The sequence below is a fragment of the Hominibacterium faecale genome (genome assembly GCF_020734085.1).
GTDB lineage: Bacteria > Bacillota > Clostridia > Peptostreptococcales > Anaerovoracaceae > Hominibacterium > Hominibacterium faecale.
This window is the reverse complement of the sequence record NZ_JAJAGH010000006.1, coordinates 210904-230413: the sequence shown is the minus strand read 5'-3', so window position 1 is coordinate 230413 and position 19510 is coordinate 210904. Positions and strand designations below refer to the sequence as shown.

General features: G+C 45.5%; 18 protein-coding genes. 4 read left to right on the top strand and 14 right to left on the bottom strand.

The window, feature by feature from the left end:
• Nucleotides 1–12 precede the first annotated feature (12 nt).
• Both LG211_RS08940 and LG211_RS08935 read right to left on the bottom strand, forming a co-directional pair.
• Entirely contained in the window at nt 13–456 is a 444-nt protein-coding gene (locus LG211_RS08940) for a hypothetical protein (RefSeq protein ID WP_148395209.1), read from the bottom strand.
• Nucleotides 457–537: 81 nt separating this feature from the next.
• Nucleotides 538–762, bottom strand: a complete 225-nt coding sequence (locus tag LG211_RS08935) for a DUF896 domain-containing protein (protein WP_148395210.1) — start codon at nt 760–762, stop codon at nt 538–540.
• A 225-nt stretch (nt 763–987) separates the two neighbouring features.
• Here LG211_RS08935 and fabF point away from each other — a divergent pair, with 225 nt between their 5' ends.
• The gene (fabF, locus tag LG211_RS08930; protein WP_148395211.1) at nt 988–2220 is read left to right on the top strand and encodes a beta-ketoacyl-ACP synthase II; all 1233 of its coding nucleotides are present in this window, start codon (nt 988–990) and stop codon (nt 2218–2220) included.
• A 26-nt stretch (nt 2221–2246) separates the two neighbouring features.
• Entirely contained in the window at nt 2247–3905 is a 1659-nt protein-coding gene (locus LG211_RS08925; RefSeq protein WP_227755156.1) for a class I adenylate-forming enzyme family protein, read from the top strand.
• A gap of 137 nt (nt 3906–4042) precedes the next feature.
• Here LG211_RS08925 and LG211_RS08920 read toward each other — a convergent pair whose 3' ends face one another.
• Nucleotides 4043–6475 (bottom strand): PAS domain-containing hybrid sensor histidine kinase/response regulator, encoded by a 2433-nt coding sequence (locus LG211_RS08920; protein ID WP_227755155.1) that lies wholly within the window; start codon nt 6473–6475, stop codon nt 4043–4045.
• Between the two features lie 197 nt (nt 6476–6672).
• Between LG211_RS08920 and LG211_RS08915 the strand changes: the two genes are divergently transcribed.
• Nucleotides 6673–8109: a GntR family transcriptional regulator gene (locus LG211_RS08915; RefSeq protein WP_269477360.1), complete on the top strand. Its 1437-nt coding sequence runs from the start codon at nt 6673–6675 to the stop codon at nt 8107–8109.
• Here the strand turns inward: LG211_RS08915 and LG211_RS08910 are convergent.
• Both LG211_RS08910 and LG211_RS08905 read right to left on the bottom strand, forming a co-directional pair.
• On the bottom strand, nt 8085–8630 hold the full coding sequence (locus LG211_RS08910; protein ID WP_148395214.1) for a flavodoxin family protein: 546 nt from the start codon (nt 8628–8630) through the stop codon (nt 8085–8087). The two genes, LG211_RS08915 and LG211_RS08910, sit on opposite strands and share 25 nt — an antisense overlap.
• Nucleotides 8631–8755: 125 nt before the next feature.
• Nucleotides 8756–9874, bottom strand: a complete 1119-nt coding sequence (locus LG211_RS08905; RefSeq protein ID WP_148395215.1) for a GGDEF domain-containing protein — start codon at nt 9872–9874, stop codon at nt 8756–8758.
• A gap of 137 nt (nt 9875–10011) precedes the next feature.
• On the opposite strand from LG211_RS08905, the gene LG211_RS08900 reads away from it, so the two are divergent.
• On the top strand, nt 10012–10218 hold the full coding sequence (locus LG211_RS08900) for a helix-turn-helix domain-containing protein (RefSeq protein WP_148395216.1): 207 nt from the start codon (nt 10012–10014) through the stop codon (nt 10216–10218).
• 261 nt (nt 10219–10479) lie between these two features.
• Here the strand turns inward: LG211_RS08900 and spo0A are convergent, their stop codons facing one another.
• The 9 genes from spo0A to LG211_RS08855 all read right to left on the bottom strand — a co-directional run bounded on the left by spo0A (nt 10480) and on the right by LG211_RS08855 (nt 19428).
• Nucleotides 10480–11277, bottom strand: coding sequence for a sporulation transcription factor Spo0A (spo0A, locus tag LG211_RS08895; RefSeq protein WP_148395217.1), 798 nt, complete (start codon nt 11275–11277; stop codon nt 10480–10482).
• A 153-nt stretch (nt 11278–11430) separates the two neighbouring features.
• The gene (gene spoIVB / locus LG211_RS08890; RefSeq protein WP_148395218.1) at nt 11431–12489 is read right to left on the bottom strand and encodes a SpoIVB peptidase; all 1059 of its coding nucleotides are present in this window, start codon (nt 12487–12489) and stop codon (nt 11431–11433) included.
• Between the two features lie 11 nt (nt 12490–12500).
• Nucleotides 12501–12962, bottom strand: coding sequence for a BofC C-terminal domain-containing protein (locus LG211_RS08885; RefSeq protein WP_148395219.1), 462 nt, complete (start codon nt 12960–12962; stop codon nt 12501–12503).
• A gap of 40 nt (nt 12963–13002) precedes the next feature.
• A complete protein-coding gene (locus LG211_RS08880; RefSeq protein ID WP_269477359.1) occupies nt 13003–15090 on the bottom strand; it encodes a thioester domain-containing protein in 2088 nt (695 codons plus the stop codon).
• A 9-nt stretch (nt 15091–15099) separates the two neighbouring features.
• Nucleotides 15100–15735 carry a helix-hairpin-helix domain-containing protein gene (locus LG211_RS08875; protein ID WP_148395221.1) on the bottom strand — a complete coding sequence of 212 codons (636 nt, stop codon included), beginning with the start codon at nt 15733–15735 and terminating at the stop codon, nt 15100–15102.
• 80 nt (nt 15736–15815) lie between these two features.
• Nucleotides 15816–16484: a TIGR03936 family radical SAM-associated protein gene (locus LG211_RS08870; RefSeq protein ID WP_269477358.1), complete on the bottom strand. Its 669-nt coding sequence runs from the start codon at nt 16482–16484 to the stop codon at nt 15816–15818.
• Nucleotides 16481–18316 (bottom strand): TIGR03960 family B12-binding radical SAM protein, encoded by a 1836-nt coding sequence (locus LG211_RS08865; RefSeq protein ID WP_148395223.1) that lies wholly within the window; start codon nt 18314–18316, stop codon nt 16481–16483. The genes LG211_RS08870 and LG211_RS08865 overlap by 4 nt, the downstream gene beginning before the upstream one ends.
• Entirely contained in the window at nt 18317–18853 is a 537-nt protein-coding gene (locus LG211_RS08860; RefSeq protein WP_269477357.1) for an HD domain-containing protein, read from the bottom strand.
• Between the two features lie 65 nt (nt 18854–18918).
• Nucleotides 18919–19428, bottom strand: coding sequence for a M23 family metallopeptidase (locus LG211_RS08855; protein WP_148395225.1), 510 nt, complete (start codon nt 19426–19428; stop codon nt 18919–18921).
• Between the last annotated feature and the right edge of the window lie 82 nt (nt 19429–19510).

The window sequence follows — 19510 nt, the reverse complement described above, 5'->3', positions numbered from 1 at the left end:
TTCACACTTTTTTTAAAGTTTTGCCGGTTCAAATACGGTCAGCTTATAATTGCCGTCCTCTTCCTTAATGACCACGTTATAAAGCCCCTCTGAAGTAGAGGTCCCAGTATCCCAAACAATCTTCGCCTCATAGGTTATGTACTGAAAGAATTGTTTCTTCTTAGTCAATTCTTCAAAGCTGACGGAGCTTACTCTCGATATGCTGCTGGTCTCCTCAGCCGCGAGATCTTTCAAATCCTGCTTCAGGATTGTTTCATCTTCGATCTGGCGCAGGCGCTTTTCCGCTTCCCGATAAGGAATTTCGCCCAATGAAAAACTCTGCATCGTTATCGTCCTCTGGTCGATCAATGACTGAACTGCATGCTTGGGATCCTGTGAGGAAAAACCGCTGAACAGACAGAAAACGATTACAGCCAGCGCAGGAATCGCCAGCAAATTAAAATACTTTTTTTTCATTTGTATACTCCCCTTTGTTTTTTTCGATACTTGTATCATAAAACAAAGAGAGCGGGAAATTTGTCTTTTCCCGCCGTCCGATCAAATCTTTTTTTTGTGCTTTTTGTTGTATTCCTTCAATTCTTCCTCGCTCATATCCTCTACAAATTTGATTCGATCCAAATGTCCTTTGAAATTTTCACGAAACTTTGACAGATATTCTTGACGCAAAGATTCTCGTTCCTTATGCTCCTCATCCGTCAGACCTTCTTCTTTATGCTTTTTAGCCAGCTCGTTGATTCGATCGATCTTTTCTTTTCCAATCATTTCATCCACTTCCTTTTTATTTTAATTCACATTCGGCAGTCCGGCGCATCCCCTCAGTTTGGCTGATTGCAGACGGCACGGACATCCGCCTTTGTATTCCGTAATATCATTGTATTTGCGGATTCAGTATATAAAATCCCACTTTTTTTGTCAACCTGACTGTGGATTTTTACAAAAAATATGATAAAATATGGTGAATGTAATTACACACTTGGAGGAAATTAAATGAAAGAAAAACTAGTCATAACCGGCATGGGAGCTGTTACACCCATCGGAACCGGTATAGACACTTATTGGGACAACTTGGTACAAGGAGTCTGCGGGATCGATCGCATCACCCGCTTTGATACACAGGATTTGGCCGTGCAAATCGCAGCCGAGGTAAAAGACTTTAACCCGAAAGATTATATATCGCCCAAACTGATCCGGGAAATGGATCTGTTCCAGCAATACGCGTTTGCGGCGGCTGATGAGGCTTTGGAGCAAAGCTCCTTTCCGATACAGCAAGAGCCCAGCAGGATAGGCATTGTCATGGGAACTGCTATGAATGGAGTGGCAACAACAGCAGCGACTCAGGAGGAGCTGACCGCAGGTAAGGCCAAAAAAGTCAGCCCACGCTTCGTACCCAAGATTTTAGGCAATCTGGCCGCAGCCCAGCTATCTATCGCAAAGGGGATCCACGGCCCCAGCTATACGTTGAACACGGCCTGCTCTTCCGGCGGGGATGCGCTGGCCATGGCAGCCATGATTATCCACTGCGGTGAAGCAGATGCTATGGTCGTGATGGGTGGTGAAAGCAGCCTCTGCCCGGTGGTACTGGGAAGTCTGGCCCAGGCAAAAGCGCTATCCAGAAACAACGACAATCCCAAAAAAGCCTGCCGGCCCTTTGATGCTGACAGAGACGGATTCATCATGGGCGAAGGCGGCGGAGCGCTGATCCTGGAAACAGAGACTCATGCGCGGGCACGCGGAGCTAATATTTTGGCCGAGCTGGCGGGATATGCAAATACATCCGACGGCTACCACGTTACTTCTCCCGACCCATCAGCAAAAGGCGCCGTAGCATGTATGAAGCGCGCACTTGAGCTTGCGGAAATGGAGCCGAAAGAGATTGGCTATATCAATGCCCACGGTACATCCACTCCTCTGGGGGATCCCATTGAAACGAAGGCCATCAAAGACGTATTCGGCAGCCATATCCCCCCTGTCAGTTCGACAAAAGGCGCGACCGGACACCTGATGGGCGCAGGCGGTATTACTGAAGTTATCGCCTGTATCAAAGCGCTCCAGACTGCAACTCTGCCGCCCACGTGCGGCTATCAGACTCCTGACCCAGCATGTGATTTGGATTATATTCCGGGCCAGGCGCGGACATCGGCCATCCATGCCGCCATGTCCAATGCGCTGGGTTTCGGCGGACAGAACTCCAGCATTATTGTAAAAAAATATGAAAAATAGAAGATCAGAAAGAAGGTTTTAGTACAATGTCCTTTACTTATGACGTAACGATGTTTAAAGAAACCTTTGAAACATCGTTCACTTATTTAAATGGATTTATGCGTAATGTTTCGCGGTTCGCAGACCGTCCCGCTCTGTTTGATCCTGAACTGGAGCGGCAATGGTCTTATCGGCAGCTAAATTCGGAAGTCAATCGCTTGGCAAATGCACTGATTGAGGACGGGATTGAGAAAAACGATGTGATTATGTACCAGCTTCCCAATTGTGCTGAATTTGTATTCTGCTACCTAGCACCTCAGAAGATCAGGGCCATCAACTCCCCGATTAACTACCGGCTGGCTCCCGGTGAAACCGCCCTTTCTATTGACGATAGCAAACCAAAAGTATTTATCTACGATATGGAAATTCGGGAAATGGTTCAGGAGGCCCTTGCCATGTGCGCATACCGGCCGGATATTCTCATTATGACCGGGTGCACTGATAAAAAGGAACTTCCCCGCGGTCATATCACCTATGAGGACTACGTAAAAGATCAATCAGAGGAAAATCCGCTCTTACCGGTACCGGCTCATATCTATGATGAAACGACTCGTCTCTACACATCAGGTACGACAAGCAGACCCAAGGGCGTCCCCCTTAACAATATTAATGAAGTGCTGTCCGCCCACGATGTTATGATGCACTTCCCGCTGACCCCAATGGACCGGACAATGAATATGACACCGTGGTTTCACAGAGGCGGACTTCATTCCGGCGGTCCCTGCCCTACCCTTTACGCAGGCGGCGAGGTAATCATTCTCCGGGAATTTACACCAAAAAAATGTCTGAAATACACCGAGAAATATGAAATCACCTTTTTAATCGGTGTTCCTGCTGTTCTGACGCTGCTGACACAGGTTCAGGAGCGCAACCCGGTCGATCTTTCCCACCTGAAAGGGATCGTAACCATGGGCAGTCCCCTAGAAAAAGCTGCCTGCCAGCGGTTTCATAAGGTGCTCAGTCCGAATATTTTTAACGGTTACGGCACTACAGAGACCTTTTGGAACACCTTTTTGCGTCCTTATGACCTGCCGGAAATGGCCGGCAGCGCCGGACGCTCCTGCACGGACGATGATGTGCGGGTCGTAAAAGTCTATGACGATCGAAAAGCCGAGCCGGACGATCTTGCGGATATGGATGGACAGGATGTAGGAGAAGTCATTCTTTGTTCTCCGGCAAAATCCTCTTACAGCTATTATAACAACCCTTCGGAAATGAAGAAAAAGTTTTATAAAGGTTTTATGTATACCGGAGATTTGGCCACCTGGGATGCAAGCCAATTTATTACTATAGTAGGGAGAAAGGACGATATGATCGTTTCTGCCGGAGAAAATATCTATCCTTCACAGGTGGAAGAAATCCTCAATCAGCACCCAAAGGTCGCAGAGTCGGCCGTTGTAGGCGTTGCAGACAGGCTCAGGGAACAAGCGGTAGCTGCCTACATCGTGCCTGCAGACAGCAGTCTTACAGCGGCAGAACTGGGTATGTACTGCCTGGAGCATCCCATGCTTTCAATTTATAAATGTCCGCGCTTTTATCGATTTGTAGACGAACTTCCTCACACAGCCACCGGAAAATTAATGCATTATAAAGTGGCAGAAATGGCTGCCGAAGATCTGGCTGAAAAAAGACTGGAACGGCCTTAGTAAAGCAGATAAAAAGGCCCGTTGCCGCAAAAAACGATTGCAGCGACGGGTCTTTTTGTCCAACCTTGCAGGCCGGCAATAGAGGATCGTATCTTACAGGAACCTCCAGATAGCCAGATACTTTTAGGAAATTAAGATCATTCTTTGCTCTGTTGGCCCACATCGCATAAATATTGTTCCATGATCTGATAAATCTGCTCCAGGTCCAAAGGCTTGGCCAGATGTTCATTCATTCCCGCAGCCTTGCTTTCTGCGATGTCTTCTGTAAATACATTCGCCGTCATTGCGATGATGGGCACTTTTTTCGCATCTGCTCTTTTCAGATTGCGGATGATACGGGTGGCTTCAATCCCGCCCATAACCGGCATTTGGATATCCATAAAGATCAGACTATAGGTGTCTTCAAGGGCTGCTTGGAACATATCGACTGCTTCCTGTCCGTTTCGTGCGATATCCACAAGAGCTCCTGTTCGCTGCAAAATTTCCACCGCAATTTCCCGGTTCAGATCATTATCCTCTACTAGAAGCAAACGTTTTCCTGTATGAATTCCCTTTCGGAGTTTTGACCGAGACTGATCGACCGGCTCTTTCGTCTCTTTGAGTACATAACGTTTGAGCGCATAGGCGAGACTGGACCGCAGCATCGGCTTCACTACAAAACCATCCACTCCGGCGGCCTTTGCAGATGCTTCGTATTCCGTCCAGTCATACGCCGAAAGCAGAATGATAGGAATGTGTTTTCCTATTCGCTTTCGAATCTGCCGCGCCGTTTCAATTCCATCCATTCCCGGCATCTTCAGATCAATGATAATTGCTTGATAATCCAACGATTCTTGATGTGCTGAAGCAGCCATTTTTATCGCTTCTTCTCCGGAAAGGGCCCACTGACTGTCCAGTCCGAGTTCCTCCAGTCGCTGACAAGTCGTTTCACAAGAAATCTGATCGTCATCTACGACCAGAACCGGCGCAACGGCCTTTATTTTAAGATCAAATTCTTTTTCTTCCTGTAGTTTTAAATACATGGTTACGGTAAAGACCGATCCTTGTCCATAGCTGCTGCTAACCTGAATATCGCCTCCCATCATACGGACAATATTCTGACTGATAGCCATTCCCAAGCCCGTTCCTTGAATCGTATGTATATTATCATCTTCCGCACGCTCAAAAGGCAGGAAGATTTTTTTCACGAATTCCGGCGTCATACCGTACCCATTGTCTTTGAAAATAAATTCATAATAGCCGTAACCATCACGATTTGAGGGCTTTTCTTTAATATCCAGGACGATCTTTCCTTTATGCGGCGTATATTTAATCGCATTGGAAAGAATATTGAGAAAGACCTGCTCGATACGCTGGGGGTCGCCTATGACGTTTTCATGTTTCAATTGGTAAGCATGAATATCAAAAGTATGCTGTTTTTCCAGAACTGAGGGATGAATAATGGTTATCATGCTCTGTAGAATATCACTCAGACTGAATTCTTCGTCTGCCATTGTGATTCGTCCGCTTTCAATTTTGGACATATCCAGGACTTCATTGATCAGGCTTAGAAGAAGTTTTGAAGAAACTTCAATCTTAGATAGACAGTCTTGAATCCGTTCCTTATCATCAATGTGGGATGAGGCGATAGCAGTCATACCCATAATCGCATTCATTGGAGTTCGAATATCATGACTCATCCGAGACAAAAAATCCGATTTGGATTTGTTGGCTTTCTCAGCGGCCTGAAGGGCTTCGTTGAGCAATTTGGAACGTTCTTCCAATTGCTTTTGCAATTCGCGCTGTTCTGTTATGTCTGTGATATCAATGTAAATGACCAGATATATTGGAGATTGATCTACCCAATCAATGCACTCAGCGTTAACCTGCATCCACATATCTTTACCGGATGGATCTTTAGACTGCAAGGTAAAATGAACTGGTTCTCCCTTTTCCATAAGCGGAAGATTTTGACGAAAGGTTGCACGATTCTTTTCCGTATCATAATTCGTGAGGCCGTAGGGCAGGCATTCCTGTCCATCACTGCCAAAAAAGTCACGAAAACGCCCGTTGGCTTCTAAAAATTCGAAACCTCCGTTTTCCACTCGAAATTTGGCGACAAATCCAGGAAGATTATCATATGTTACGGACTGTTCCTTTTGCATTCGTACAAAATCGTCAATATTGGTGAGGACTGAATAGGCAACTTGATAGCCATTTACATATTCATCTGCAAATGCGGTGGAAAATTTTACCCAGATACGTTCGCCGTTTTTTCTACGTATAGGGCTGACCAGCTGGTATCCTTCCTGCTTTGTTTCTAAAGCCTTTGTAACCGTATTTACCAATAGGTTCCACTCCTCCGGGTCCGTTTTATAGTAGAGATCACAATGGTTGTGAAACCTGGTTTCATATTCCTCTTTTGTCCATCCAATCAACTGATAATAAAAATCATTGGCCCATATGACCGTATAATGTTCATCCAGAAGATGTTTGCTTACACTAACTCCCAGCAGACTCATCAACGTACGATATTCGTAATCCGAGCTCTCATCTGCTTTCGCCTGTTTACTTTCTGTTTCCGTAGCCAATAGCCTTTCCTCCTTGCCTACCTTTGCAGCTAAACTGCACACGTCAAATAAATTGATATATTTACTTTGTTCACATAGGTATCTTTGTATAATTCTATCAAACATATTGGTGCTTTACAAGCTTATAGTAGATCTGGTTTAAAAAAAATGGTATACTATTTTTCCCATGCAATTGTTCGATACGAGGAGGATATGTTGTGAAGTATGGCAAAACCACTTTAATCTATGAATTTTTTAAAGTTCAAATTGAATTTGGATACTATAAAAAAGGAGATGTTTTGCCGTCGATGGAATTTCTGCATGAAGTGTACCACGCTGCGTTCCGTACAATACGAAATGCTTATCTGCAGCTCCAGGAAGAAGGATACATCAGCCTTTCTTCCGGCAGAAAGACTTTGGTTGTATATGATCAATCAGAGCAAGCATGCAACCAAAACGCAAAGGCGTATTACCTGTCTAGAAAAGAGGCGATTAAATCTTTGGGCCAAGCTTGGCAGGTCCTGCTCGTGCCTCTGATGCACCAAGGGTGTCTGCGACTGTGCAAAAGTCAAATGAACTTCATTAAAGAAGTGGCTGCTAAACTGGAAAATGGAGATCTCTACGTTTCTTTTTTATTGGGTCAGGAAATTATATTAGCGATGAATAATCGTCTTGCGCTGGATTTATACAATGAAACTGTTTCCTTCTACCAATTTCCACACACATTAAATAGGAAACTTCCCAATACGCAAAACTTACAACACCTTAGATTGTTATCTGGAAAGGTGATCGCGGCCTGTGAGTCTAACGACCGTGAGGAACTTTATCGTATTTACCTTCTAATCGAACAGGAAATCGGTGGAACAATTCAGTCTTTTATTCGGCAGGCACAGACAGATGTGCCACCTCAGAAACAAATCCCTTTTCAGTGGAATGTCTACCGGGGACGCCCCCAGCATTGCTATTCTTTAGCAGCAGAGTTGATCAGACTGATTATGCTTGATTCTGTATACGAAGAAGGGGATCAACTTCCTTCTTACAGCACGATCGCTAACACCTATGGCGTGTCCTTTAGTACAGTACGAAGGGTTGTCGATCTTTTAAAAGTATTTGGAGTTGTTACTACATCTCAGGGGTTAAGAGCTTCTGTAATTGCCATAAGAGAAGATAACATATTACTGAAGGCCCCGGCAGTGAAAAAAATTGCTTCCATGTTTCAGGAAGCAATGCAAATGATTCTTTTCGCTTTTAACCATATTGTAAAGCGCTATTCATCAAGATCAAAGCACAGGTTTTCACAATATACCTCCAAGCTTCAATCCCTGCAGGAACAAGGCGTTACATTCAAGAGCTTCTATCTTTGTTTGGATTTTCTTCTGTTTGACAACGATTGCCCGGCCTTAAAAGAACTTTGGTTAAAACTGCGGGAAACGCTGATTCTTGGTCTGCCTCTATTGGAATCGCAGGCAGGTTCCTGCGGCGTAAAACAACAGCTGAAAACTTATACGTCCGGGGTAATCAACGGATTAGAGTCCGGCGATATCCATCTGTTCTGCAGCAATTTGGAAGAATTGGCGTTTTTGGTCTCTGAAACAATGAAATTGATGAAAACAAAGAACGAAAAACTATCCTATAAAGACATGCCCAGTTCATAGGCTTGTTTCATAATCGCGCTGTCATCATCCGTATCTGTATCTCCTCCGGCAATGAGTTTGCCCACTAAGTCCATATCTTTGCCAATATAGGTCCCCAGATACCAATCGTAATTCGCCTGGTATTTTTCATAATCAGCCGGGGCTCCTTGAGCAAAAATCCCGATCAATTTAATCCCAGACGGAACACGGGGTTTGCGTTCTTTGTCGGAAAGGCAGTAATGGCGGTTCATAAATGTGATCATCGGTCCCGTTACTTGCGAATAATAGTTGGGAGAGGTCAGAATCAGTGCTCCGCTCTCCCTCAAATCTTTAAAGTATTCTTCCATATCGTCTTCGATGACACAGTCCGTATCATATTTTCGGCAGCATCCGCAGCCATGACAGCCTAAGATGTCCATTTCGTTTACATTGTAAATCTTAACTTTATGTCCGGCATCTCTTGCGCCCTTGATTGCTCTCATGGCAATCCTGGTAGAAATACTGGCATCTCTGGGGCTTCCTAATACAGCGGTTATCTTCATAATTGCATCTCTCCTTTTTCAAGTATTCGTTAATATGATATTATACTATGATCGATGTTTTTTTCAATGAAAAAGGGAAAGCTTTTTTCCGCCGTCCGTTCTTAGATGGCGCATTTTTTATTCTTTCACATTTCTTTAGCTGTCTGGCTGCTGTCATGGCGCTTTTGCTGATACATTCTGCTATCGGCAATATAAATTAGATCATCCAGCTCTTCCGAGTCATCAGGGTACTTGGAATACCCCAGGCTGAATCCGAGGAATTCCATATCGTGGAACTGTTCATCCCAAGGATACTCATTCAGCTGTGTCAGACAGCGCATGACGTCTGTGCCTATGTAAATACAAATAAACTCATCTCCGGACATCCGGTAGAGTTTTCCTTGATCTCCGATAATTCTCCTCGCCACACCAGAGACTCTGCATAAATAGTTGTCCCCTGCCAAGTGTCCGTGGGAATCGTTGACAGATTTAAAATCGTTCAAATCAATATAGAATAAGTAGAACGGTATTTTATCCTTAATTTTTTCCGCCGCATCCAAAAACATCCGCGACCGGTTGCACAACCCTGTCATCTCGTCGAGATAAATCGCCTTTTTCAAGTAATGCATGTCTTTATCGTTTTTGAGTAAATAATACAAAAACACATAGGAGAAAAACAGGTTTACAGAAAGTATCAGCAATGCAGCTGCCGGCAGCCACTCGTTTTCCGTATAATGAAAGGCCAAATTTAATACAACAATCAGTAACAGCCAGAATATGTTTACCCAATGAAAGTAACCATGAATTTTACAGGAGATATGATTGGGCAGATAGAAAGATCTATTTTTAAGAAACCGATAAATCCAATAGATACAGATTGCATGAATGAAGGATTGGACCGCAAGTATCATTAATGGAGACGGGCCGGGCAGGAGTGCCCCAATATGTACAGACATGGAAAAAACAAGCATCGTATAGACTCCTGCCGCTGATAAAACAGTCAGAAAAATGGAATAAGGTTCTTTGTACAAGAAAAATGCAGGGTACAACAAGATCAGACAGCTGAGTATGAATAAACTGCTCTCGATCTTAAAACCGGTCATTTGAATTAGATTAACACTAATCGTAACCGCTATTGCCGAAAGCACCATTAAGAGAAGATAGACATTGATCGCTTTATATCGCTTATGAAGGCATGTATTAACGATACACAGACTCACAATTACCATCTCTAGGGCAATTATGTAGCTAAAAATAAAATCCATATTATTTATCCTCGTATAGCAGGATGGTTATTCCATGCATATTTTGTGAAACTAGTCTAAAACTATTATAGTCGCTTTATCGAGTATAGTCAATTAAATGATACTAACCTATACTTTTATAAAAGTGGAGGTGCATTATGATCATCTATGATCCATTCTGGAAGACATTAGAAAAAAAAGGCGTCAGCACCTATGCCCTGATCACCCGCTATAATATCAGCAGTTCTACAATTTCAAGGCTTAAGAACAATAAGCCGGTTACCACAACTACATTGAATGATCTTTGTCGTATCCTACAATGTTCCATATCGGAAATTCTTCAATATATAGATGTTGAGAAATAAAGAAAACATTTATCCCAACTATACCATGTCCCTTTGTTAGAAATTGTCGTATCCTGCGCAGAGGCGCTTTTTCTTTTGTCTTGAATACGCGAAATAATAATTTCGTTATGCATTTAAAAAACTCCCTTTATCGACTGATAAAAGGAGTTTATCCCATACGAATAATAAGTATTTCCATTACAATAATTCCATCTAATCCTTTATTCCTTTTCAATTACTTTGCTTGATATCCTAAAATAATTACAATATTATTCCCTTTGTTCAGCCGGCCTTTCTTTCGAGTCTCAGCTTGTCTGCAATAATTGCAATAAATTCCGAATTGGTTGGTTTTCCCTTGTCGTTATGCACCGTATAGCCGAACAGGCTGTTGATTGTTTCAATTTTTCCTCTGTTCCATGCAACTTCAATCGCATGCCGGATCGCCCGTTCCACCCTGCTGGGAGTTGTATTGTTGAGCTGGGCAATTGCCGGGTATAACTCTTTTGTTACCGCTCCCAGCAAATCCATATCCTCTACCACCATGGTGATGGCGTCCCGTAAGTATTGATATCCTTTGATGTGAGCCGGAACCCCAACTTCGTGGATAATGTTGGTGATATCCACTTCCAGATCTTCACGCGAGTTTTCTTCTTGATTATTGAGTATGGCTCTTGCGAAACTGATCTTCCCTTCTTCCTGAGCGTCGTTGCCGGCCAGTTGATTGATTCTTTTCAACAGAATGTCCAGGCTGAAAGGTTTAACGATGTAATATTCTGCTCCAAGATTGATGGCTTTCTGGGTGATTGTCTCCTGCCCTACGGCAGAAAGCACGATTGTCCGCGGATACACTGGCAAATCCATGCCGCTGATCGTTTCCAGAACGCCAAGTCCATCTAAATGGGGCATTATCATATCCAGAACTAAAACCTCAGGCATATGTTCTTTTATGGCTTCTACTGTCTTGATTCCGTCGTGGGCAATGAACGAGATGTCGATATTGTCCTTATCCTGGAAAAAATCCGACAGAATGTCACAAAAGTCTTTGTTATCGTCAGCAATACCGATTTTAATTCTTTTCATTTAATCCTCCTTTGTCAATAAACGCATTAAACATTTGTTTTCCTCTTTTTCTCTCTTTTGGCTTGCTATTCCATATATAATTTTAGATTATCCTGTAAAAATAGCAACGAAAAAAGAAAGTCAATTTGCGTAGTATTTCGACAAATTTCTTATTTATGAGTCAGATGCACGCAGCATCCACTCGATAAAAATCCCGTAGCCCTTCTGAGGATTATTGACAAATACATGGGTTACAGCGCCGATAATGCGATTATTCTGTATGATTGGACTGCCGCTCATTCCCTGGACAATACCGCCGCTCTTTTCCAATAACCGCTTATCGGTTACTTTAATTACCATGCCTTTATCCGCTGGTTCGCTCTGATGGTTGATCTTTTCAATTTCAATTTCAAATCGTTCCAGTTTATTATCGTCCAGGGTGGTCAGAATATAGGCTTTTCCCTTTTCGATCTGGTCCTGTCTTCCGACGACTAAAGGCTTTGTGTACAGCGGATTTTCAATTGGATGATAAGCGTTTCCAAAAACGCCGTAAGAACTATTTTTCTCCAATCCGCCAAGTGGAGAGTCCGCTTCATAAAAGACGCCTCTGATTTCTCCCGGCGTTCCGGCGGTACCTTCTTGAATGGATTGTACTTGAGCTTGCAGCAGCTGCCCTTTATCCACTGATAGAATGGAGCCTGTTTCCGGGTCTACAATCGGATGGCCCAATGCTCCGAAGGATTGATTCACCGGGTTATAGTAGGTCAGAGTGCCAATACCGGCGGTCTTGTCTTTAACCCAGACTCCCAGTTTATAGAGATTATCATCTTTGGACACGACTGGAGTAAGATTAATATCCAGTTTTTGCGACTTTCGTTTTACTTTCAGCTTTACATCGCCTTGTATTTTGTTCACTAAAGCTTGCACTTCTTCGGCTTTATACACCTTGGTACCGTCGATTTCCAGAATCATGTCTCCGATCTGCAGTCCGGCTTGGATCCCCGGATTCACTTTCTTTCCGTCTGCCGTCTCAATTTCCTCCAGCCCTACGATCAATACTCCTTTAACATCCATTCGAACGCCTACGGAATGTCCGCCCGGCACCAGCACGGTTTCTGATACCACATCCACACTGGCGGTATCATCGTCCTTCATTGTAAACTGGCCGATGATAATAATCGTAAGGAGGAGGCCCATAAAGATCAGGCCTCCTTTTTTAATCGCACTCTTCATTGCTGCCTCCTCTAGCTATCAAAGTTTTGCAGAAAGTCCGCCAGCTCATTTTTTGAGTTAACCTGAACGCCCTCCGCCAGCATCTGCTGGTCTTCCTTACTAAGTAAAGCAAAAGGGATCGTCGTGATCTGATAAAGACTTTCCTCACCATTTCCATTGCAGTAGAACACTTTCACAACACCCTCGATCTCACGTATGAGAAAGTAGGTTTGTTGTGTTTCTTCGGTTTCTTTTGTTTCCTCTTCATCGGTTGTTTCTTCGTCGGTTGTTTCCGAAGTTTCATCATCCCTGCTGTCAACCACATCAGGACTTTGTGTCGTACTTTGTGTCTGTTGGTCTACTTTGGTAGCTGTATTGGCTTTCTGGCTGCCGCCATCATAATTGATCCATATTCCGAAGGCCAGCAGCGCCGCAGCGATTATTCCGTAAAACCATTTACTTTTAAAAAAACTCTTTTTTTGATTACTAAACATAACACCACCTCAGTTGGTAGTATTATCTAATAATTAGAATTTAATACCTCCTATGGCGATATGCCGCAAGAAAAATTAAGAAAACTGCGGCAAACAGCATAACAATCCAGATCCAGAACGGAAAATGATCGCCTGTTTGCGGAGAATGATCCGTTTTCTTCGGCGCTGCTTGCGAAGGGATTTTTTGATTGGTCATTTCGCATTTGATGATTTCTCCGTGCTCCTTTACTTCAAATGGGAATGCGGTTTCATCAATCTGATAACCTTTGGGAGCATCAAATTCCCGAAAGTAATAATTCCCGGCCGGTAGCTTTTCAAAAAATGCTTTTCCATTCTCATCAGTTCTGGTTTGAATCAGCACACGTTTGTCGGTATCCAGGATCTCAATCCCTGTATCAGGCAGAGGCTTTCCAGTGGAAAGATCGGTCTTTTGGATTTCTGCTCCGCCCTTTTTCAGTTCATTGGTCAGCTCCACATCGACCGAAGCGATTGCCGCCTCCTGGCCCGCGAACCGCAATTCTACCGCTGTCGGCTCTGTCAGGGCCGTATACCCTAAAGGCGCTTCCTTTTCCACTATATTGTATTTTCCCAGATATAATTCCTTAGAACTTGCGTTTCCCTGCTCATCCGTGGTGACAGTATCGGCCAGCTCTCCGGCTTTCAGACGGACGGTGCCGTCTTTTGTTACAATGTCTTCAGCGGCCATAATCTGAAAGACTGCTCCTGAAAGTTTTTTCTCTCCTGTTTTTGCCTGACCGCTCTCATACTCAATGGTATCCCCTTTTTTCATCAGACGGATGATCCCTTTCTGAGGCATATCCGTCTGTTCCACTACAACGGTGCCCGCCGTATTGTCAGCCACGGAAAAGACTACCGGCTCCTTTTCCAGACGGTATCCATCGGGCGCCTGAACTTCCTGAACCTGATATGTACCGGCCGGCAGTGCTTGCGGCAGCGCGGCCCTGCCGTCTGCTCCCGTAGTCAAATTTTCTGCAACGAGACTTCCGCCAGTTCCATTTACCAGACGAAACACGGTGGGAGCACCGGTGATCGTTTTTCCGGTTTCCCGGTCTTTTTTTTCGATCACAACCTGAGTCGGCGTATCGACGGTTTTCAAACCCAAATACATGGCGAATTGATCTTCCGATCCCATGATCATCGATTGGTACGCCGAATTGGTGGTGCAGTTCCAGACCAGGATCTTGCCGGAGGCGCTGCCCCCTTCCAGTGTGTTTTTCCCAGTCAGAACAACCGGCGTTTTCATGGGTGATGCGCTTTTAAAGGTGTATTGATTGCCGCTGCGACTTACGGTTACCCCTGAAACATTGCTCTTAATTCCGCTGGTTTTATTGTTGGTATCGGTGAGGGTTACCGCCCATCCGCCGGATGCCTGGTCATACGTCATATCGTATACTGGCGCTCCTTTTTTCGATTGTGACGCAAAGCTGTGGACCTTCAAATGATCGTTGACTTTTTTCAGCAGCCAGTTGTAGCACTTTTCTGCCGGCCGGCCTTTGAGAAAATTGTACATATGTTTGGCAGGCATGCTGTGGGCCTTTGCCAGCTTGGTTCCATTAGGTTTGCCTTCCTTCGACGCAATGGTCCTCAGCCCTTGCTGCGCTTCCCAAACCAGAACTTGTGTCGCGAAATAATAATCAGCATCGTTTGCCCCTGAAACGGGCACTTTGCGCGAACCGTTTCTGCCGTAACACAAGGCTGCGGAAATAATCTTTTGTGCATCAGCGGGAAGGTTTTGAAACAGCGTCTTATCTTTGGATGAGTCATACGCCTTGTAATTGGCCGTATCCGCAAAGTTGGCGCCGAATTCGATGCAGTAGCCGTATCTGGCCGTACCGTCCGTCTTGTCGCTGATTTTCAGGTACCGCCACCTGACCTTGCTGCGGCCGTTGCCCGCCTTTACTTTCTTTGTGCCGTCGCTGTTGTAAAAGACAGTTTTGACATCTTCATTTATGTAATATTGTTTCCCATCTTTGCCTACCAGGATTTTGGTAAAATCCGCCGACCCCTTGTCTCCATGCTCCCAGGCGGCAAAAGCCGCAGCAGGAAACATGGACATGGTCACGCAGATGACCAGGATCCAGGTAAACACCCTTTTGTTCCTATTCATAATATCCCCCTAAACCATAATTTGTTCCTTTAATTTTTCAAATGTCTTGTCCCCAATTCCATTGACATTTTTCAAATCCTCAGGTTTCTTAAAAAATCCGTTGCTTTTTCGGTAGTCCACGATCTTTTCCGCAGTTGCCGGGCCTACTCCATTGAGGGTCTGCAGTTCTACTTCAGTGGCCGTGTTGATGTTGACTTTTGATTTTGCGCCGCTGCCGCCGTCAGAAGAAGGCAAATCCACAAGCCCGGAAACCGTTTCCCCCTTTTCCGGTATATAGACCTTTTCGCCGTCGGACAAAAAGGCCGCCTGATTGATTCCGGCCGTATCCGCATTGCTTTTCAATCCTCCGGCCGCTGAAACTGCATCCGCCACCCGGCTTTCCGCTTTCAGCTCTACCACCTGAGGCGTATTCACAGCCCCGCCCACATCGACCATAATCGTCTCCGGTTCTTCTGCCTCCTCCCCAGCCTCACCACTGGCAGAAGCCTGCTGCGCGGATTGGGAAACGGCCAGCTCTTCTTGGCTGCTGTTTCCGCCCAGAACAAAAACAAAAAAAGCAGCCGCAAGCATAACAGCGATTGCAGCTGCTTTGATAATCAATTTTTTGTTGCTGAGCAGAAATTCTTTGTTCAGGTATTGTTTCATCTCTAAATCCCCTTTCGTGAATGTTTACATTATTTTACAATTCACGAAAAGAAATGTCAATATATTACTTGTAATTTCTGTCAGTTATTAAAGAAAAGTTTTGTCCGCATCACATCCATCTCCCACCGGTCCGTGGGGATCTCCAGAAAGCGGGCCAGCGCCTGGATTACCAGCTCCGGACTGAGATTGGAATGGCTCCCGCAGTCCAGCAGCGCTGTGACAAGCAGATTTTCGCCTGCAAGGACAAAGTTCATGGAGCGGATCTTATCCCGGATATCCACTTCTTTCATTTGTTTGGACTTTTTCTGTTTCTTGGGAACCAGAATTTCTTTTTGCGCTAAAAAGGCTTCACAAAGGGCTTGTCCGCTTTCTTCCGGTTCTTTGCCCATGGGAATGCCGATGATATACTCTGCCGATTCGGCCCTTGCCGCAAGGCTTTTCTGCTGGCCGGCTGTCTTTTCACAGCTGAAGAGCTTCACGCCTTCCGGCATCTGCAGGTCCAGCGCCTGCTTCAGCTGTTTTTCGTCATAATCCTCCTCCGTCTCCAGCTCCAGATACTCGGCGATACTGGAATAGCCAAGGGACAAAGGCTGGGCGAATCCCATCTTGGGATGGGGATTGAACCCCTGAGAATAGGAAAGCTTGATTCCTGCTTTTTTCAGCGCTCTTTTAAACAGCCGCAGCATGTCCAAATGGGAAGTATAGCAAATTGATCCTTCTTTGGAAAATTTGATCACATATTGGCTCATTGGTTCACCTCCGGCATACAATTGGCTTTTCGGTTCATACCGCATCCCGCGCATCCTTTGCGGCAGTCCTGGGTGGTCGTTTCTGCTTTTGCCTTTTCGTTTTCTTGAATGAGAAACTCACGGGTCACATAGCAGTCGATCCGATCCCACGGCAGAATTTCATCATAGCTTCTGGCCCGGGTGGTGTAAAAGGCAGGATCGATTCCGGTTTCAGAAAAGGCCTGTTTCCACAGACCGCCTCTGAAATGCTCCGACCATCCGTCAAACTTACATCCCAGCTCAAAGGCGCGGATCAGAGCCCTGCTCACCCTCCGGTCTCCCCTGGCGAAAACGGCTTCCAGGGCGCTGACCTCTGTGTCGTGATAATTGAAGGTTACTCCCTTCATAGTCAGCTGTTTTGTCAAATAATCGTGCTTTTTGAAGAAGGATTCTTCTGTATCCTGCGCCTCCCATTGGAAGGGCGTATGGGCTTTGGGCACAAAGTTGGAGACGCTGACCGTAACATTGAAGCGTCCGCCTTTCCGCCCTTTCACTTCATAATTGATGGCTTTTATTTTGCGTGCGATTTCGGCGATTCCGTCCAGATCCTCATAAGTCTCTGTCGGCAGTCCGATCATAAAGTACAGCTTCACATTGCTCCATCCCAGTTCCAGGGCCTGGCGCACGGCTCCGTAAATATCCTCCTCAGTAATGCCTTTGTTAATTACATCGCGGAGCCTCTGAGAGCCCGCTTCCGGGGCAAAGGTCAGCCCGGACTTCTTGTACCCCTGAATCTCCTGCAGCACGTTGAAAAAGAAGGAATCCAGCCGCAGAGACGGCAGCGAAAGGGAAACGTTCTGCTCCTTGCACATGGCCATCAAATCCAGCGCCAGCTCTTCAAATCGGGAATAATCGCTGGTGGACAGGGACAGAAGGGAAAGTTCTTCATGCCCCGTATTGTCCAGCTGATGTTTCACAATCTCTTTGATGGTTTCCGGCTCCCGCTCCCGGACCGGCCGGTAGATCATACCTGCCTGGCAGAACCTGCACCCTCTGGTGCATCCGCGGAAGGTCTCAACTACTGCCCGGTCGTGGACCACTTCAATCAAAGGAACGATCGGTTCCTCCGGGAAAAATGCCTTGTCCAAATCCGCAATCAGCGCCCGCTCAATGCGGTCCGGCGCCCCTTCATAAGTTTTGACAATCTCCTTGATCGTTCCATTTTCATCATAGACAGGCTCATAAAACCGTGGAACATAGACGCCGGGAAGCTTGCAGATAGCTTTCAAATAGTCTTCCTTGGTCTGCTCGTCCTCTTTCATCTTGACCACTTGCGGCAGCAGCTCTTCTCCATCGCCGATGAGAAAGGCATCGACAATTTCGGCCAAAGGTTCCGGGTTATAGGCGCACGGCCCGCCGGCCAGGATGATTGGGAAGGAATCGTCCCGTTCCTCCGCCAGAAGGGGGATCTTGGCCAGAGAAAGCATATTGAGCAGGTTGGTAAAGGAAAGCTCGTACTGCAGGGTGAATCCCAGGAAGTCCAATTCCTTTAGCGGCGTCTTTGTTTCCAGCGTGAACAGTTCCATCCCATTGTTTCGCATCAGCTTCTCCATATCCATGGCCGGTGCGAAAACCCGTTCACAATAAATATCCGCTTCCTTGTTCAAGATATGATACAGGATCTGCATGCCCATGTAGGACATTCCGATCTCATAGGTATCCGGGAAAGCGAATCCAAACCGGTATCGGACCTGCTGGGGATCCTTGATCACCGCATTGATCTCCCCGCCAATGTAGCGGGCCGGTTTTTCTACTTGTTTCAATAGCTTGTCCAGTTCTTTACTGATTTCCATTTATATACCTTTCATAAGTTGATCTAACGTCATTCCGATGGTGTTTTCAATACCTTCGATGAGGGCCTGAGCTTCTTTTTTCTTTTCCAGTATTCGCTTTTCCGCATCCGCGTGTCCCTGTTTTCTGGCCTTTTCAATGATATATTCCATACGTTTGTCAAGCCCCACATAGGCATCTTCTTTGACAATGCGGTCGCCCAGGCAGACCAGGTCGGTTTCATTGATGTGTTCTACTGCGGAAAAAGGAGAATAGCGCATATGCACTTTGATAATATCGGCCTCCTGCTCATAGCCCAGAGACTTTGCAAGCTCATAGCCTTTTTCCCAATGCTCGTCCTCGACCCGGGCAATATCGTGGATCAGCCCGGCAGCTTCGATCAGTTCCAAATCCAGATGATAACCGTGTTCATTCAGCGCTTTTCCCATCTTCACTGCCGTGTCAGCCACCGCTTTGCAGTGCTTTACCACATGTTCCGGCGTTTTATATTCTTCCAATAGGCGCAGGCAGTCCTGCCTGCTGGGGTGTTTTTTTCTCATCGTTAAAATCAGTCCTTCCTTGCGGCAAATCCGCATTCAAACGGCGGAATTATTATACCATAAATTTAGTCCAGATTTCGAAAAGAATAATAAAATTCCGTATCGCCTTCTTTTTTAAAAGTGGCGATTACCTGGCCCTTTTTGACCCGATCCAATTCTTTGACATAGATGCTGGCGCAGTTTCCATAGATGCTCTCCGCTTCATCGCCGTGGTTGATTTTGATAAATTTTCCGATCTTTTCGTTTTCGCCTACAGCCGATATGGTTCCGGCTCCCACAGCGTAAACGGATACCGTTTCCCCTTCTTTTGCTTCGTCGGCCGGTTTGCCGTATTTTCCTTCATCCTTTGTGGACAAAACGGCGTTGGTCACGGTAACCGGGGTCTTGGCTATGGTGGTGATGCTGTTTTTGGCAAAAGTCATGGCGTCGGATACTGTATAATTTTTTGAAAGATAGGCGATGGCGGCCTCGCTTCCCCGGTTGAGCTGGGGCACATTGACGCTGCGGGCCAGCAGCAGGGCCAGGACAATGATCACACAGACGCCTGTCTGTTTTAATAATTTCGATTTCCACATAATATGATTCCCTCCTGGTACATCTTATGTGAAAACCATAAAAAAAGAAGGCGCTTTACCTCCTTTTTCTATCGGGTTTTAT